The sequence below is a fragment of the Rhizobium sp. 25PS6 genome (assembly GCF_032464655.1).
In the GTDB taxonomy this organism is placed as follows: domain Bacteria; phylum Pseudomonadota; class Alphaproteobacteria; order Rhizobiales; family Rhizobiaceae; genus Rhizobium; species Rhizobium laguerreae.
Genome location: NZ_JAWDIV010000007.1, coordinates 65,737 through 82,235, shown reverse-complemented (window position 1 = coordinate 82,235; position 16,499 = coordinate 65,737). Strand labels below are relative to the sequence as shown.

The following is a 16,499-nucleotide window of genomic DNA, read 5'->3' as shown; positions in this document are numbered from 1 at the left end:
GACCAGGCCGGAGGCGACGAGGCTTCCGGCCATCACTTCCTGCCACCGGCAACAAGCCGGTGGCACCCACAATCTTTCTCTCATGAAACGTCCGCGTCCTGCTGTCTTCTGCAGGCGGAGCGGTTTCGTGCGAGCCGGAGACGGATATGAGCGGCTATATTCTTTCAATCGACCAGGGCACGACATCGTCGCGCGCCATCATCTTCGATGGCGACATGAAAATGGCCGGCTCGGCGCAGGCGGAGATCACCCAATATTATCCGCAGCCCGGATGGGTCGAGCACGACGCCGCCGAAATCTGGCGATCCGTTGTCGATACGGTGCGCAAGGCGATCGCCGATGCTGGACTTGATGCGGCCGATATCACCGCGATCGGCATCACCAACCAGCGTGAGACGGCGGTCGTCTGGGATCGCGGGTCAGGAAAGCCGCTTCACCGCGCGATCGTCTGGCAGGACAGGCGCACCGCAGAAATGTGCGAGAGCCTGAAGGCAGACGGCTACGAGAGGCTGTTCAGCGCCAAGACGGGGCTGCTGCTCGACCCCTATTTCTCCGGGACGAAGCTGCGCTGGCTGCTCGACAATGTCGACGGCCTGCGTGAGAAGGCCGAGGCCGGCGATGTCTGCTTCGGCACGATCGACAGCTGGCTGATCTACAATCTGACTCATGGACGCCTGCATGCCACCGATGCGACCAATGCGTCGAGAACGCTGCTCTACAATATCGATGACGGTGCCTGGGACGAGGAGCTTCTCGGCATTCTCCGCATTCCGGCCGCCATGCTTCCTGACGTCAGGGAATGTGCCGATGATTTCGGCCGCGTCGACAAGACGCTGTTCGGCGCGGAGCTTCCGATCCTCGGTGTCGCCGGCGACCAGCAGGCTGCGGCGATGGGCAATGCCTGCTTCGAGCCCGGCATGATGAAATCCACCTATGGCACCGGCTGCTTTGCCCTGTTGAACACCGGCCGGGATCGTGTTTCCTCTTCCAACCGGATGCTGACGACGATCGCCTGCCGGCTCGACGGCGAGACGACCTATGCGCTCGAAGGTTCGATCTTCATCGCCGGTGCTGCCGTGCAATGGCTGCGCGACGGCCTCGGCATCATCGGTCAGGCATCCGAGGCAGGAGTGCTTGCGGCCAAGGCCGATCCCGGGCAGCAGGTCTATATCGTTCCGGCCTTCACCGGCCTCGGCGCCCCTTACTGGGATCCGGCCGCGCGCGGCGCGATCTTCGGTCTGACGCGAAACAGCGGGCCGGCGGAATTTGCCCGCGCCGTGCTTGAATCCGTCGCCTACCAGACGCTCGACCTGCTGGTGGCGATGAAGAAGGACTGGGGCGCCAACCAGCTGGAAACGGTGCTGCGCGTTGATGGCGGCATGGCGGATTCGGATTGGACGATGCAGTGCCTAGCCGACATGACCGGAAACCCTGTCGACCGCTCGGCGATCCGCGAGACGACGGCGCTCGGCGCAGCCTGGCTTGCCGGCTCGAAAGCCGGCATCTGGCCCGGCAAGCGGGATTTTGCGAAAGCCTGGGCCTGCGACCGCCGCTTCAGCCCTTCGATGGATGAGACCGAGCGGCAGGGCAAGATCATCGGCTGGAAGAATGCCGTATCCAGAATGATTTCGGACGCCTCGGCGGGATAGAACCGCTTCCGAGGAGACGCAACTTCTCTTAAGCGGCGCCGGCGGCCTTTCTGTTGATGAAGCTGAGGGCGAGCACGGCGAAGATCAGCGTTCCCGTGCCGACCTGCTGCCAATAGAAGTTCAGATCGGTCAGCAGCAGCCCATTGGCGACGATGCTGAGCAGCAGCGCGCCGAGAACGGTCCCGCCCACATTCGGCCGTCCGAGCGGGCTGAGCGTCGTGCCGATGAAGGTCGCGCCGATCGCATTCAGCAGGAAGGCATTGCCCGAGGAGGGGATGTAGGTGGTGACGGTTGCGGTCAGGATCAGTCCGGCGATTGCCGCGATCAACCCGACCAGCATGAAAGTCACCGCGACATGGGCCGGCGCGGCGATGCCGGAATAGCGCACGACGCCCGGCTGGATGCCGATCGACAGGATGACGCGGCCGAAGCGCGTGCGGGCAAAGACAACGGCAGCCGCCGCGATGACGACGATGGCAGCGGCAAGCGGTACCGGAAAGCCGGCAATCGTCCCATGGCCGAGGAAACGGAAGGCTTCCGGCACGCCGTTCGGCGGCAGATAGACCGGATTGCCGCCATTGGTCAGCAGCTGCTGCACGCTGCGGCCGATGAACAGCGTGCCGAGCGTGGCGAGGAACGGCGACACGCCGATCCCTGAAATCAAGAGCGCGTTGAAGGCCCCGACGAACGCTCCGGCGGCCAGTCCCGCGAGTGCGGCGACTGCCACCGGCTGTCCGGCGAGGACGAGCGAAACGAAGGCGAAGCTGGCAAAATCCATTGCCGTTCCCACCGAAAGATCGATGCCGCCCGACGCGACGGCGAAGGTCATGGCGATGGAGACGATGGCAAGCAGCGTGAAATTGTTGACCAGGATGCTCTGCAAGTTCGCGGGCGTCAGGAACGTCGGCGTTGCCGCGGAAAAGGCGGCAAACACCGCAATCAGGGCGAGGATCAGCCCATAGCGCACCAGGCCGCCGGCGATCAGACGCGGCAAGCCTATGGTGGCGAGGGGAGGGGTCTGGAGCGACATGGTCAGGCCTCCTGCCGGCGCAGCAGCGTGGTCGCGGAAACGACGATGAGAATGAGCACACCCTGGACGCCGCTGACCAGCGTGCTCGAAATGTTCAGCAGCTGGAAACCGTTAACCAGGAAGCCGACCAAAAGGGCCGAAAGCAGCGTCCCGGTGACCGTTGCAACCAGCCGGCGCGAAAAGACCGAGCCGAGTAGGGCCGTCACGACGACCGGCAACAGCATCTCGCCGGCGCCGGTCGTGCTGCCGCTCAGATAGGAAACCCACAGGATGCCGGCGATGCCGCCGGAGACGCCGCTGGCGACGAAGGCGCCGGCGAGTAGCCGTCGAAGCGGCAGACCCGCGGCACGCGCTGCATCCGGAAATTCACCGACGGCATAGAGACGCAGGCCGAGCGGCGTATATTGCACGATCGCCGTGGTGATGGCCGTGAAGGCGAGGAGCACATAGGCGAGAACCGGGATGCCGAAAGCGTCCGAGGCCGAGAGCGCCGACAGGAATGGCGTCGAAGCCGGCAGGACGGTATTGCCGGTCAGCACCAATTCCAGGCCGGCGACGACGTTCATGACGGCCAGCGTGGCCAGCAGCGGCACGATGCCGGCATAGACGACGGCAACGGCATTGACCGTGCCGATCAACGCGCCGGTGAGGATCGCAGCGGCAACCGCCGTCGCATCGCCGTAGCCGAACTGTGTCAGGCTCGCGTAGACGGCGGCGCTCAGGCCCATATTGGCCGCGAGCGACAGGTCGATCCCGCCGGTGACGACATTGGAGCCGCCGGCGATCAGCACGATCGTCAGACCGATGGCAAGCACACCTGAGATGGCCGATTGGCCGAGCACGTTGCCGATATTGCCGATGCTGAGGAAATAGGGTGCGGTCAGCGAAAAAATGATCAGGATGGCGGCAAATGCGATCAGCGATCCGAAGCGCAATGCCGCAGCTGCAATATTGCCGGCCGGCCGGGGAGGCAGTTCGGCAGCGGAAAAACCGGAAGGCGCGAATTCCACTTCAGCCGACATGGCGTTGTCCCTCGGATGATCCGGTCGATTGAGCCAGCACCGCATCTGCCGTGGTCTCCGACGAGATGAATTCCCGCGCCACGCGGCCGCGGAAGAGCACCAGGATGCGATCGGTGATGCCGATCAGTTCGGGCAGATCCGAAGACAGCACGATGACGCCGGCGCCGCGCGACGCGAGTTCGCCGATCAGCGTGTAGATCTCGACCTTGGAGCCGATATCAACGCCGACCGTCGGCTCGTCGAGCAGATAGACCTCGGAACGGCGGCTCAGCCACTTGGCGATGGCCACCTTCTGCTGGTTGCCGCCCGAAAGCGTACGCAGCAGAGCATCTCGCCCATTGGTCTTCACCTGCAGCCGCGAAATCAGAGCGTCGACTTCTCTCTGTTCGCGCCTGCGATCGAGAAAGCCGAAACGTGTGAAGCGGCCAAGGCTCGAAAGGCTGATATTTTCCGCGACGCTGAGGTCGAGCGCGACGCCATGGCGACGTCGATCTTCCGGCACTAGGGCGATTTCGCGGCCGGCCGCCTGGGTGGGATTGGTGAAACGGGCAGCCTTGCCGTTGATCTCGATATGGCCGGAAGCCGGGGTCTCCAGACCGAAGAGCGCGCGGACCAGCTCCTTTGCGCCGGAGCCGAGCAGGCCGGTAAGGCCGAGCACCTCGCCGCGGCGAAGCGTGAAACTGATGTCGCTATATTTCCCCGGCGCCGACAGCTGCTCGACCTTGAGGATGTCTTCGCCGGGCGTCACTTGCGGCTTCGGAAACATTCTTTGATGTCGCGCTCGACCATCAGCCGGGCAATCGCACCGGCGGAAGTCTCCCCGATCGGCAGGGAGGCCACGTCGAGCCCGTTGCGCAGCACGGTGACGTGGTCGCAGAGCTCTTCGATTTCGTTCAGGTAATGCGAGATATAGACGATGGTGACGCCCTCGTCGCGCAGACGGCGGATCAGCCGGAAAAGGATATCGGCCTCGCGGCGCACCAATGCGGTCGTCGGCTCGTCGAAGACGAGCACCTTCGGCTGATTGAGGAGGGCGCGGGTGATTTGCACGATCTGCTTTTCGGCCGTCGACAATTCGCCGATCAAGGCGGCGTTCGGCAACCGGATACCGAAATAGTCGTTGAGAATGTCAGATGCCCGGCGCTGCATCAGTCGGCGATCGAGGAACGGCGTGCCCGATATCCGCGGTTCCCGGCCAAGGAACAGGGCTTCGCCGACAGTGAAGGTCGGCACCAGCAGCCGATCCTGGTGAATGAAGTGGATACCGAGCTCTTCGGCTAGATGCGGCGTCAGTCTGTCGAATGTTTGCCCTTCGATCTCGATCCGGCCGCCATCGGGCTGATGAAGACCGGCCAGCAGCTTGATCAGCGTCGATTTGCCGGCGCCGTTCTGGCCGACGAGACCGTGGATGGTGCCGCGCCTGACGATCAGCGACGCACCGGTAAGCGCCTGCGCGCCGTCGAAATGCTTGACGATGCCTTCAAAGCGAATGATGTCGTCGCGTGCCGTCACCGGCTGCTTCAACGAAATGGCCGTCATGTCGATCTCTCCGGGTGGGCAGATTCCGAGCGATCCGGCATGGCAGGATCGCTCGTGTTCGGTGTCAGCCGATGCCGAGCTTCTTGGTGACTTCGCCGACATTGGTCTTGTTGGCGAGCAGGGCCGGAACATAGGTCTCGCGCGGCAGGGTCTGGCCGGCGAGCAGCTTGGCGACGTTGCGGATGGCGGTGCGGCCAATTTCCGCCGGCTGCTGGGCGACATCGGCGTCGGCCGGCGAATTCGGATCGGCGATGAGTTGCAGCACTTCCGGGCTGCCATCGACACCGTAGGTGCGGATCTCCGTGCGTCCGGCGGCAGCCAAAGCCTGGGTCGCACCAAGCTGCGGAATGTCCCAGGCCGACCAGATCGCCTTGATCGAACCCTTTTCGGGATATTTGTTGAGGATGGCCGTGATCTGCGTGAAGGCGTCCTGCACGGTGTTCGGGATGACGTCGCGCAGTTCCGGCTGGAGGATTTTCACCTTCGGGAAATATTTGACGACATTGACCAACTGGTCGTAGCGGATCGCGCAGGGGGTTACGCCGTAGAAGCCGTTGAAAACGACGATATTGCCTTCGCCGCCGATATCGGAGACGAGCTGCAGCGCCAGATCCTTGCCGATGCCCCAGTTATCGGAGGTGGTGTTGTTGATCGAATTGGTCGAACCGACGTCGACGGTCAGAACCGGGATTCCGGCATCGCGCGCCTTCTTCAGCCAGGGATCGATGACACTGAGCGTACCGAGGATTTGAACGATCGCATCCGGCTTCTGGGCAATCAGCGTCTGCAGCTGCGAGACCAGCTTGCCATCATTGCGTCCGGCATCGACGGCGATCGGCTCGCCACCGAGGCGCTTTACCTCCTCGATCTGGGCATTATAGGCCTGCAGGTCGAAGAAGTGATCGGTGCCGGTTGCGCTGATGGCGATGCGCTTGCCTTTCAGCGACAGTTCTTCGCCGGCGGCAAAAGCCGGCTTCTGCCCGATGAGCGAAGCACCGGCGACGGCGACCCCGGCTGCGGCAGACAGTTTCAGCAGATCTCGTCTTCCGAGACCGTTCTCGGACTTTTCGATACTCATCGCAATTTCTCTCCAATTAATTATGTCTATAGATTAAATGGATTAATGCCGGTGGATAGGAACGAATTTCCAAAAGAACCATCTCCGGGGAAAAGAGTGGATGGAGCGAAAGCTCATCCCTGGCCGCGGTTTCCTCCAACCGGGAATGATTTCGGATGCCTCGGCGGTCTTCAGAGCGGTCAGATGGTCTACGGCCACCGATCAAGAAGAACATGCACTGCATAATTCTTGCGCATGCGACCAAATTTGCCGAAGGCGAACTCTGCTAGGCCGCGGTGCCGTGTGGCGCGACAGCAGGCGTAAAATGACGATTTTCTGGGCACCGTCGGGTTTTATGCTGCGACGTTGATATCTAGCGCGAAGCTTCGCTCCACTTGGCGCGCAACTTGCCTCTCTCCTGCTAGGGAGAATGAAACAATGCCCGACATCGACCCGCAGATTTTCTCAATAAGCCGGCCATCCCTCGGAGGCTACAAGGCCTTTGTTCAACGCGACATGATCGTCGAGACCTATCGTAGCGCCGCGGGGCAAATGGTTTCGAGGGGCTCCCTTCATAGAATTTCGATCAACCGCACGGCGCACGGCAAATATGCCTATCGGCTTGGAAGCGGGGCATTCCGCAAAGTTGAGAGGCCGCCGTTCACCCTGGGATTTCAACCGGCCGCCACCGTCCTTGAAGTCGATGGCGATGCGGCGGATTATATCTCGATCTTCCAGTCACCTGCGCTTTACAGCGGCATCGGCGGCTCTCGCTTCGATCCCGAACATTGGGATAGTGACGCGCTCAGCGCGACGACTGATCCGACAACGCTGCAGGTCGCACTCTCCCTCGCATTTGCCGCCGAGAAGAGCGGGCGCGCCGACCTGCTTTTGATGCAGCATCTGGGGATGGCGCTCGCCTGCTGCGTCGTAAAACTGCTGGGCGCCAAACCTGAAGCCGGCGACCGTCCGCTGACATCGGACAATCTCCGGCGTGTGATCGATTACATCGAGAACCTGCTTGGCAAATCCGATCTGGGTGTCGAGGAGCTGGCCGGCGTGGCCCATATGAGCCCCTTTCACTTCAGCCGGGAATTCAAACGGGCGGCCGGCATGGCGCCGCATCGCTTCGTTCTCGAACGCAGGATCGAACGAGCACGGCTTTACCTCGCCGATGGCAAGGAGACGCTTGCAAACATCGCTTATGCCACGGGCTTTTCCAGCCAGGCGCATTTCTCCAGCGTCTTTCGTCGTCTGATCGGGGCGACGCCGAAAGAATACCAGCGTTCGGTCCGTCTTTGAGCCGGCTCTTGCCGATGACAGATCAGCAGCTTTGCGAAAGACAACCGCACGAATTTGAAATCTCTTGAGGCTGCGGTCTGCGAGGCTTTTCCCATCAGGAGGCCCATATGACCGCTTTTGCCCAAACCAATCCGATTACCGACATTTGCTTCCTGGTCGAGGATATCGACAAAGCATCGGCTTTCTATGTCGAGCGTCTTGGCTTCAAACCTCGCCGCCGGGCTCCCGGCTTTGCCGATTTCAAAGGGGCGGGCGTGACATTGGCGCTGTGGGAGATCGAGCATATTGCCGAGAATACCGGTGTCTCAAGCCGCCGTGCCCCTCCAGGTGCGCACAAGGCCTGCGCGGCCATCGAGCTCGCCTCGCCAGAGCAGGTCGATGCTGCCTATGCGGAGCTGAAAGCTGCGGGCGTGCTCTTCCACGCGCCGCCGCAGGATTATGTCTGGAACGCGCGATGCGTCTATTTCGCCGATCCTGACGACAATCTCTGGGAAATCTATGCGTGGTCCGCAGGCGGCCCGATCGGTGACATCGATCCGCAATAGCGAGCGCAATCGGCCGGTCGTCCAACAATCCAACAAGGGGAAAGGCAAGCAAATGAGCGGGGATGACAAACAAATCGTGGTCGGCAGGCGTACCGTCCTGAAGGGCGGAGCCTTTGCCCTTGCTGCAGCGACGGCAGGGATCAGCGTGTTCGTGCCGCGTCACTCGAAAGCCGCCGCATCCAAGGTCGTCATCAAATATGACTGGCTGATGAGCAACGGACAGATCGGCGATATCGTCGCAGTCAAGCGGGGACTGTTCCAGGCCGAGGGTCTCGACGTCGAGTTTTCCCCAGGCGGTCCCAATTCGGCGACGGTGCCGCCCGTGATCACGGGTGATGCGCAGCTCGGACAGTTCTCGGATTCGGCACAGCTTCTTCTAGCCCGTTCATCCGGCGTGCCGATCAGGATCTTCGCCTGCGGTTTCCGCATGGCGCCTTTCGCCTTCTATTCGCTGCCGAAGGCGCCGATCCGCACCGTCAAGGATATGGTCGGCAAGCGCATCGGCATCCAGCCGACAGCCCGTTATGTGCTCGATGCCATCCTGCTGAAGAACGATATCGATCCATCGAGCCTGACCATCACCAATATCGGCTTCGACATGACGCCGCTGATGACCGGCCAGGTCGATGCAGTCACCGGGTGGATCACCAACACGCAGGCGCTTTCCATCATCGGTCCCGACCGCATCGATCTGATGATGAAGGACACGGGCCTGCCCTCCTACGCCAATGTCTATTTTGCCACCGACGATGCCGTGAGCGGCCATGCCGAGACACTGGCAAAGGTGCTGCGTGCCGTCGCCAAGGGCTGGGCCTGGACGCATGAACATCCTGAAGAGGCGGTCAAACTGACGGTGGAAGCCTATCCGCAGCTCGACCTTGCCGTAGAGCTGAAGACGGTGCCGCGCATCCTGTCGCTGAGCTTCGACGCAGCGACCGGCAAGGATGGTTGGGGCAGCTTCGATCCGGCCGCGCTTGCCGAGCAGATTTCCGTCTACGACAAGATCGGTCAGTTCAAGAGCGGCGCGCCGAAGCTGGAGGACTGCTATACGACCAGGATCCTCGACATGACGGCGGACGACCGTCCGAAGATTGCGTGAGAGCGGATTTGCCTGAAGCAGCGGCCATCGAAACCAAGGATCTGGCTGTCGGTTATGCCGGCGCCGGCGAGACGACCCGCATTCTGTCCGGCGTCGACCTCAGCGTCGGCAGGGGCGAGTTTTTGACCATTCTCGGCCCTTCCGGCTGCGGCAAGTCGACCTTGCTGCGGGCGGTGGCGGATCTTCTCCCGCCGCTTGACGGGCAGCTGGCGGTGCTCGGCAGAACAGCGTCGGAGGCGCGCCGGCGCCGCGAGGTCGGCTTCGTCTTTCAGGACGCGACGCTGTTGCCCTGGCGGACCGTGAGGGAGAATGTCGCGCTGCCGCTGCAGGTGGGGAAGAACAGCGTCTCGCGATCGGTCGATCCGCGGCCCGACCATTGGATTGAACTGGTCGGCCTGTCGCATCTGGCCGATCGGTACCCGCACCAACTGTCAGGGGGCCAGCGCCAACGCGTCGCCATAGCGCGCGCGCTTCAATGCGAGCCGGATATCCTGCTCATGGACGAGCCCTTCGGTGCGCTCGACGAGATCACGCGCGAACGACTGAACGACGAGCTTTTGGACGTCTGGCGCCGGACCGGTACGACCATCCTTTTCGTGACCCACAGCGTCATCGAGGCGATCTATCTCGGCGGACGCGTGCTGGTCCTGGCGGCCAATCCGGGCCGCGTCCAGGCGCTGATCGACCTTGCACCGCTGAAGGACGAGCGTGGCCTCTGTCGGCGCGAGAGCCTCGATGTCCAGGAGACCGCAGCCCATCTGCGCCAATTGCTGCAGCAGGGGAGTTCGGCTGCATGACGCATCGTCGGCTATCCCTCACCGAGGCAATCGGCCTTCCTGTTATCGGCGCCCTCTCGCTGCTTCTCGCCTGGCAATGGCTGGTGCCGGCGCTCGGTATTCCCAGCTATATCGTTCCAACACCGCTGGCGATCCTGCGTACGCTCGGAACGGAATGGCGCTTCCTTCTGTCGAATGCGATCCCGACATGGGGTGAGGCGGGCCTCGGCTTCCTCCTGGGCAACAGTCTCGCCGTGATCATGGCAATTGCCTTTGTCTATAATCCGCGGTTCCAGGCCGCCTATTTTCCCGTTGTCCTGCTCTTCAACACCATCCCCGTGCTGGCGCTTGCGCCGATCATCATCCTCATCTTCGGCCTCGGTATGCTGCCAAAGGTCATCATCGCCGCTCTCATCTGCTTCTTCCCAACCCTGGTGAATACGGCCCGGGGCCTCAATCTGGCGACGACGAGCGAGCTTGACCTGATGCATGTGCTTTCGGCGAGCGGGTGGGAGACGTTCTGGCGCCTGCGCGCGCCACGATCTGCCCCCTTGCTTTTTGCGTCGCTGCGCATTTCTGCAACCACCTGTGTGATCGGCGCGATCGTCGGGGAGTGGATCGGTTCGAACCAGGGGCTCGGGGCCGTCATCATCCAGTCGACATTCAACTATCAGGCGGAAAGGCTCTTTGCCGCCGTCGTGCTCGCCTCTTTCTCCGGCATCGTCTTTTTTGCCGCTGTTGCCCAGATCGAGCGGATTTTCCGTCGGCTGCAGCTGGGGCGAAACTGAAAGCCGTTCAGTGCGGGCACCGAAACGCTGACGCTTCCAGGATATGACAAGGCCTCCCGCGTTGTCTGAATGGCACTCTTGAACATTTGCTCACTTGAGGCTAAATATAACCTCAAGTGAAAAGGAGCTTTGCCATGACGGGATTTGCAGTCATCGCCGACGTTCTCGGACTGCCCGCCAGGGAACCGGCGTCGCGTTCCGCCTTTGGCCTGCTCTCCAGCATCGAGGAAGGCTTGCCGGTCAAGGCGCTTGATCGCATGGCGCTGCTTCTGGCGCCTGATGATACCCAGTTCAAATATAGGCTCGTTCCGAAGGCCACCTATGAGCGGCGCAAATCCAAGCATCGGCTCTCTTCCGACGAGGGCATAAAACTCGCCCGCCTCGCGCGTGTCTGGGGATCGGCACTCGATGTCTGGCAGACCGAGACCGAGGCACGTGATTTCCTGTTTCGCCCGCATGCAATGCTGGAGGACAGGCGGCCGATCGACGTGGTCATCCAGAGCGAGATCGGTGGCGAGCTCGTGCTCGATATCCTCGGAAGCCTGAAATACGGCAGTGCTGCGTGAGCGCACAGCATCTCGACCGAACGCTGACATCCATCCGCATCGGAGATCCCCATGGAACCTATCCGATCTTCGACGCCACCGGCTCGACCATCGCGCCGGGGCGGTGGAACACTTCGGGCAGCCCGATCATCTATACGAGCGAGCACTATTCGACGGCGCTGCTCGAAAAGCTCGTCCATGGCAGCGGGCGGCTGCCGCCCAACCAGCACTATGTCACGATCACCCTACCGCGGGGGCTAAGCTACGAGGTCTTCTCCGAGCCCGCGCTGCCCGGCTGGGACAGCATGCCGGCAAACGTCAGCAAGGCTTTCGGCGAGCGGTGGCGCCAGGAAAAGCGCAGCGCCATCCTGCTGGTGCCAAGCGTCGTCGCCCGCGTCGACCGCAACGTGCTGATCAATCCGGCCCACCCGGAATTCCCGTCGATCACGACAAGCCTTCACCAACCGGTTTTCTGGGATCGCCGTTTGTTCGGCATGTGATGGGTTGGCGGTGCAATCAACGTTTCCGCAGAGCAGATCAAAACGCCGGACAGATGGGGCTTGGTCACACTGCACAGGAGGCCATTTTAAACGAGGAGGTGGCTGCCTCGACTGCTCACGCGTCCGTCTCCCATGGATTTATCACCGCTGCACCGGTGTCGTCGAAATCGCCGACATTGCGAGTGACGACAATCAGATCATGGACGATTGCGGTTGCGGCGATCAGCCCGTCGATATCGCCACGCGGCGGGATGGCGGCGATGCGGCCCCATTCGACGGCGATCTCGTCGGTCACCGGCAGGATCCGGTCGCCATGATCATAACGCAGCTTGCGCAGCCACTCGGTGAGATGCGCCGCGGTCTTCGGATCCGACTTCTGTTTGAGGGCAATGCCGCGCATGATCTCGCCAAGCGTCAGCGCGCTCAGGTGGATGCTGAGCGGATCGACGGAGCGCAGCCAGGAGACCGCCTGCGGCGTGCCGCGTCGCGCCTCCGAGACGATGTTGGTGTCGACCAGATACATCAGAACGCAACGTCGCGGCTCGGAGTCTTGTTGCGTGCTTCGACCGCATCGGCGAACTCATCGTCCCAGGCGGGGCCACCGAGCAGGTCGTCGACGAGCGTCGGCCTACCGGCGCGCAAGGCGTCGTAGTCGCGGGCGGACAGAACGACGGCCGTGCGCTCGCCACGTACGGTCACCACCTGCGGCCCTTCTTGTCGGGCCTTCTGCACGACCTTCGAAAATTGGTTTTTGGCGTCCTGCAGTTGCCATTCCATCGAATCCGCTCCTGGCTAGACTGTCTAGCTATGTACGCGCGCGGAATGCTCGTGCGTCAACGGCGGGACGTTCCTGAACGACAGAGTCCGGTTCTGCTATTAGGTGTCATAACGAAGCTCGACATCGTTGTGTCGGCGATCGGCGCCTGTCGGTCCTTCTGGAAAGCCGCGATCACCCCTCTCGCCGCGGCGAGCGGGCCATCAGCCTGGCATAGGCGATGGCCGAGAGCATGTTGACGTGGTTGGCTTTGCCGGTGCCGGCAATGTCGAAGGCGGTGCCGTGGTCGACCGAGACGCGGTCGATCGGCAGGCCGAGCGAGACGTTGACCGCCGTGTCGAAGGCGACGAGCTTGATCGGGATATGGCCCTGGTCGTGATACTGAGCGATGACCAGATCGAAAGCGCCGTTATAGGCGCGGGCAAACACCGTATCGGCCGAGATCGGGCCGACGACGTCGATGCCCTTTGCCTGCGCCTGCTCGACGGCGGGCGCCAGGAATTCCATGTCTTCGGTGCCGAACAGGCCGTTTTCGCCGCAATGGGGATTGAGGCCGGCGACGGCGATGCGCGCCTTGCGGCCGAGCCGCAGGAAGTGCCTATGGCCGGCTTCGATGGTTGCGAGCACCCGCTCGGTCTTGGCGCGCTCGATCGCGCCCTTAAGCGAGATATGGGTGGAGACGTGGATGGTGTTCAGCCGCTCGGAGGCAAGCAGCATGAAGGAGCTCTTCGAGCCGGTGAGATGCGCGAGCAGCCCGGTATGGCCGTCATGGTGATGGCCGGCGAGGTTCATCGCTTCCTTGTTGATCGGCGCGGTCACGATGACATCGGCTTGACCAGACATGGCGAGATCGACAGCGCGGGTGATATAGCGCACCGAGGCATCGCCGGCGACGGGGCTGACCTTGCCGATTTCGGGGAGGGCCGCGCCGAGCGCGACTTCGTCGACGGCGATCCTGTCGTCATCAGGTGCATCGGCAGGCCCGAACCGCAGTCCGGTGCCGCTGACGCGGTCGGCGCGCTCCAGCGCTTCGACATTGCCGACGATGACGAAATCGCGGCGCTCTTCTCTTGGAAGGGCTGCCAAGGCCTTGACGATCACCTCGGGGCCGACGCCGGCCGGATCGCCGAGCGTTACCGCGACTTTCGCATTCCTGTCCATCGATCGAATTCCTTCTGAAAACTTTTTGGCCTAGAAAGCGGCCGCATAAATCGAGCGAATGTCGGCGCGCGTGAGATCGCGCGGATTGTTATCGAGCAGACGGCGAATGGCAAAGGCGTCTTCGGCCATGGCGTCGAGATCGCTTTCCGGCACGCCGAGACCGGAAAGCTTCATCTCGATACCGAGTTCGGCGCAGAAAGCGTAAGCCGCATCGAAGACGGAGGTGATGTTCCCGGAGGTTTCGCGCCCAAGCGCTTTCATCACCGCCCTGGTTTTCTCAGGCGCGGACGGCGTATTGAAGGCGAGAACATGCGGAAAAATCAGCGCATTGGCCGCGCCATGGGCGACATGCCAGCGCGTGCCGAGGGGATAGGCAAGCGCATGGCCGCCAGCTGTGTTGACTGGGCCGAGGCATAAACCGCCATAAAGCGAGGCGAGCGAGAGGCCGGCGCGCGCCTCGGCGTCATTGCCGTCCCTGACCGCACGGGCGAGATATTTGCCGACCAGGCGCGTTCCCTCGATCGCATAGATGTCGACCATCGGATGGGCCTTGCGGTTGGTGAAGGCCTCGACGCAATGGGCCATGGCATCGACGCCGGTGGCGGCCGTCGTGCGGGCAGGGACGCTGAAGGTCAAAGCAGGATCGATGACGGCGATATCGGCCAGCATATGCAGGCTTTCGACGGCAAGCTTTGCCATCGTCGCCGGATCGGTGACGAGCGCACGGATGCCGGCCTCGCTGCCGGTGCCCGATGTCGTCGGCACCTGGGCGAGCGCCACCTTGCGCGGCCCATGCACCTTGTTCGGACCGACGACCTCCTGCAGCGTCTGGGCGGAACCGGCAAGCACTGCGGCAAGTTTTGCCAGATCCATGGCGCTGCCGCCGCCGAAGCCGACGATCAGCTCGGCATCGGCGGCGTTTGCCGCCGCCAGGACCTTTTCGAGATTGGCCGTATCCGGCTCGGGCGTCACTTCGGCAAAGACGGATACCTCGCCTTTGAGATCCAGCACGTCGATGCGCGAGGCGTTGAACGCATCGGAGATGACGAGCGTGCGCCGATAGCCCTTTTCGGCAGCCCATTGGCCGAGCTTTCCCGCCGTACCGACCCCGAATTCGATCAGATGCGGCCGAACTATCGTGATCGGCGAATCCAAGCTGGCCATGAACCGGTCCTCCCTGCAAGATCTTGCGGCACTATCGTTGCCCTCTTTAATGTAAAGTTGTAAGATCAATGTCAAGCCGACATTCCAGCGAGCGGAATTTTTTATCATCTGATATGCGCTCGGTCGCGCGCTTCAAGGCGGCGTTGTCCTGCGCGTATCGATAAAGATATCAGTGTGTTATGAAATCCGTCATGATGAAAACTACATGTCAGACACCGGCTGGCCATCTCTTTGTGGCGACGGTGAATTATCCGACCCTGTTGTCAAATCGTTCGTCAGTCAACACGCAGCCGTTGTCATCCTGCATGCTTTCGCATGCGAGCGGATGCAGGATGACAATTTTCCGGCTGCCGCTTTGTTTACGGCAGGAATTGCGGGGCGAGGCGCACATATTTGATGGCGCGCCGGTAGTAGGTGTAGGCGATATGGAGCGTGCCGTCGCCGCCCTGGACGATCGAGGGATAGGAGAATTCGCGGTTCAGCGACTCCTTCGAATTGTTGCTGAGACAGAAGCCGTCACCGGTATCGAGATCGATGCGACGCGGAAAGCTCTTGCCGCCATCCCTTGATATCGCAAGGCTCAGCGGCGCACGCGGAACACCCCAGACGGCCTTACTTGCGCTGGTATCGGCAACGACGGCTGTCTCTCCAGCCTCGCCACCCTCGATTTCGTCATAGAGAGACTGGCGCCGTGCGTCCGACATGCCGGCGTTCGAATGGTTGTAAACCATTGCGATTGCTCCATCATTCAGGATCGTTGCCTGGATCGAGGAGTTGTTGTTCGGCAATTCGGCGGGCTCGGGCGCACTCCATGTCTCGCCGCCGTCGGATGATCGGCTGGACAGGATGTTTTCGGCGAAACGGTTGCGGTAGAAGGCGATCATCTCGTCGCCGCCGAGCGGCAGAATGTTCATGTGCACCGCGCCGATGCTGTCTGGAATATCGCGCATTTCCCAGCTGGCGCCGCCATCACGCGACATCAGCACAGCAGCCGTATCGGCATCGCCGCTCCAGCGCCGGCCATTCAGGCCGACGCAGCGGAACACCGGAAGTAGCCAGTCGCCTTTGCCGTTGACGACGATCTGCTGGCGAACGAATGTGCCGGGGCTGTCGCAGAGGATACGAACCGGGCCGAAGGTCTGGCCGCCATCGCCTGAAATCCGGCATTTGACAACCGAGCCGTCCTGATTGCCCGAGGTCTGCGAGGTATAGAGCAGCCATACTTTTCCGTCCGGAGCGTTGAAAATCAACGGGTTCTGTTCGGATTTCTCTGGATCGTCGCTCATCTTTTCCGGCACGGACCAGCGCTCGGAGCCCGGCGCCAGCCGCGACATGTAAATCGAGATATCACCCATGCCCTCCATCGTGCCGCCGAACCAGACGCAGGTTAGCGTGCCGTCGGGCAGAAAAGCGAGATTTGCGGCATGGTTCTGGATGCAAGGGGAGGGCAGATAGGCGTCCGCACGACCCTCGAGGGCGGGGTGAGGGGCGATGGCCCCGGTCATCAGGGCCGGAACGGCTTCCGGAGGCAGGCCGGTAAAACTCAT

The 16,499-nt window shown here is 62.1% G+C and carries 16 protein-coding genes and 1 pseudogene; 8 read left to right on the top strand and 9 right to left on the bottom strand.

Annotation, left to right across the window (positions count from 1 at the left end):
- Positions 1–146: 146 nt before the first annotated feature.
- Positions 147–1,649: a glycerol kinase GlpK gene (glpK, locus tag RWK44_RS12080; protein WP_131665603.1), complete on the top strand. Its 1,503-nt coding sequence runs from the start codon at positions 147–149 to the stop codon at positions 1,647–1,649.
- Between the two features lie 28 nt (positions 1,650–1,677).
- On the opposite strand, the gene RWK44_RS12075 is transcribed toward glpK, so the two are convergent.
- The 4 genes and pseudogenes from RWK44_RS12075 to RWK44_RS12060 form a co-directional block, all read right to left on the bottom strand.
- Positions 1,678–2,679: an ABC transporter permease gene (locus tag RWK44_RS12075; protein WP_131665604.1), complete on the bottom strand. Its 1,002-nt coding sequence runs from the start codon at positions 2,677–2,679 to the stop codon at positions 1,678–1,680.
- 2 nt (positions 2,680–2,681) lie between these two features.
- On the bottom strand, positions 2,682–3,701 hold the full coding sequence (locus RWK44_RS12070; RefSeq protein WP_131665605.1) for an ABC transporter permease: 1,020 nt from the start codon (positions 3,699–3,701) through the stop codon (positions 2,682–2,684).
- Positions 3,691–5,240 (bottom strand): annotated as a pseudogene (locus tag RWK44_RS12065) (sugar ABC transporter ATP-binding protein). Before RWK44_RS12065 ends, RWK44_RS12070 begins: the two are co-directional and overlap by 11 nt.
- Positions 5,241–5,304: 64 nt before the next feature.
- Entirely contained in the window at positions 5,305–6,318 is a 1,014-nt protein-coding gene (locus RWK44_RS12060; RefSeq protein ID WP_316028841.1) for a sugar ABC transporter substrate-binding protein, read from the bottom strand.
- 417 nt (positions 6,319–6,735) lie between these two features.
- Here RWK44_RS12060 and RWK44_RS12055 point away from each other — a divergent pair, with 417 nt between their 5' ends.
- The 7 genes from RWK44_RS12055 (at position 6,736) to RWK44_RS12025 (ending at position 11,852) form a co-directional block, all read left to right on the top strand.
- Entirely contained in the window at positions 6,736–7,599 is an 864-nt protein-coding gene (locus RWK44_RS12055; RefSeq protein ID WP_316028840.1) for a helix-turn-helix transcriptional regulator, read from the top strand.
- 107 nt (positions 7,600–7,706) lie between these two features.
- Entirely contained in the window at positions 7,707–8,144 is a 438-nt protein-coding gene (locus tag RWK44_RS12050; protein ID WP_003549520.1) for a VOC family protein, read from the top strand.
- Positions 8,145–8,196: 52 nt separating this feature from the next.
- A complete protein-coding gene (locus RWK44_RS12045) occupies positions 8,197–9,243 on the top strand; it encodes an ABC transporter substrate-binding protein (protein ID WP_077979854.1) in 1,047 nt (348 codons plus the stop codon).
- Between the two features lie 8 nt (positions 9,244–9,251).
- Positions 9,252–10,040 (top strand): ABC transporter ATP-binding protein, encoded by a 789-nt coding sequence (locus tag RWK44_RS12040; RefSeq protein WP_316028839.1) that lies wholly within the window; start codon positions 9,252–9,254, stop codon positions 10,038–10,040.
- A complete protein-coding gene (locus RWK44_RS12035; RefSeq protein WP_077979718.1) occupies positions 10,037–10,807 on the top strand; it encodes an ABC transporter permease in 771 nt (256 codons plus the stop codon). The genes RWK44_RS12040 and RWK44_RS12035 overlap by 4 nt, the downstream gene beginning before the upstream one ends.
- Positions 10,808–10,941: 134 nt before the next feature.
- Positions 10,942–11,373, top strand: coding sequence for an antitoxin Xre-like helix-turn-helix domain-containing protein (locus RWK44_RS12030; RefSeq protein WP_077979717.1), 432 nt, complete (start codon positions 10,942–10,944; stop codon positions 11,371–11,373).
- Positions 11,370–11,852 carry an RES family NAD+ phosphorylase gene (locus tag RWK44_RS12025; RefSeq protein WP_168282866.1) on the top strand — a complete coding sequence of 161 codons (483 nt, stop codon included), beginning with the start codon at positions 11,370–11,372 and terminating at the stop codon, positions 11,850–11,852. Before RWK44_RS12030 ends, RWK44_RS12025 begins: the two co-directional genes overlap by 4 nt.
- 115 nt (positions 11,853–11,967) lie before the next feature.
- Here the strand turns inward: RWK44_RS12025 and RWK44_RS12020 are convergent, their stop codons facing one another.
- The 5 genes from RWK44_RS12020 to RWK44_RS12000 all read right to left on the bottom strand — a co-directional run bounded on the left by RWK44_RS12020 (position 11,968) and on the right by RWK44_RS12000 (position 16,499).
- Entirely contained in the window at positions 11,968–12,375 is a 408-nt protein-coding gene (locus RWK44_RS12020) for a type II toxin-antitoxin system VapC family toxin (protein ID WP_077979715.1), read from the bottom strand.
- A complete protein-coding gene (locus RWK44_RS12015; RefSeq protein ID WP_011649626.1) occupies positions 12,375–12,629 on the bottom strand; it encodes a type II toxin-antitoxin system Phd/YefM family antitoxin in 255 nt (84 codons plus the stop codon). The genes RWK44_RS12020 and RWK44_RS12015 overlap by 1 nt, the downstream gene beginning before the upstream one ends.
- A gap of 172 nt (positions 12,630–12,801) precedes the next feature.
- The gene (pdxA, locus tag RWK44_RS12010) at positions 12,802–13,788 is read right to left on the bottom strand and encodes a 4-hydroxythreonine-4-phosphate dehydrogenase PdxA (RefSeq protein ID WP_131665611.1); all 987 of its coding nucleotides are present in this window, start codon (positions 13,786–13,788) and stop codon (positions 12,802–12,804) included.
- Positions 13,789–13,818: 30 nt separating this feature from the next.
- Complete coding sequence (locus RWK44_RS12005) at positions 13,819–14,952, bottom strand: iron-containing alcohol dehydrogenase (protein WP_077979713.1); 1,134 nt, start codon at positions 14,950–14,952, stop codon at positions 13,819–13,821.
- Positions 14,953–15,311: 359 nt separating this feature from the next.
- Positions 15,312–16,499, bottom strand: coding sequence for a sialidase family protein (locus tag RWK44_RS12000; RefSeq protein WP_316028838.1), 1,188 nt, complete (start codon positions 16,497–16,499; stop codon positions 15,312–15,314).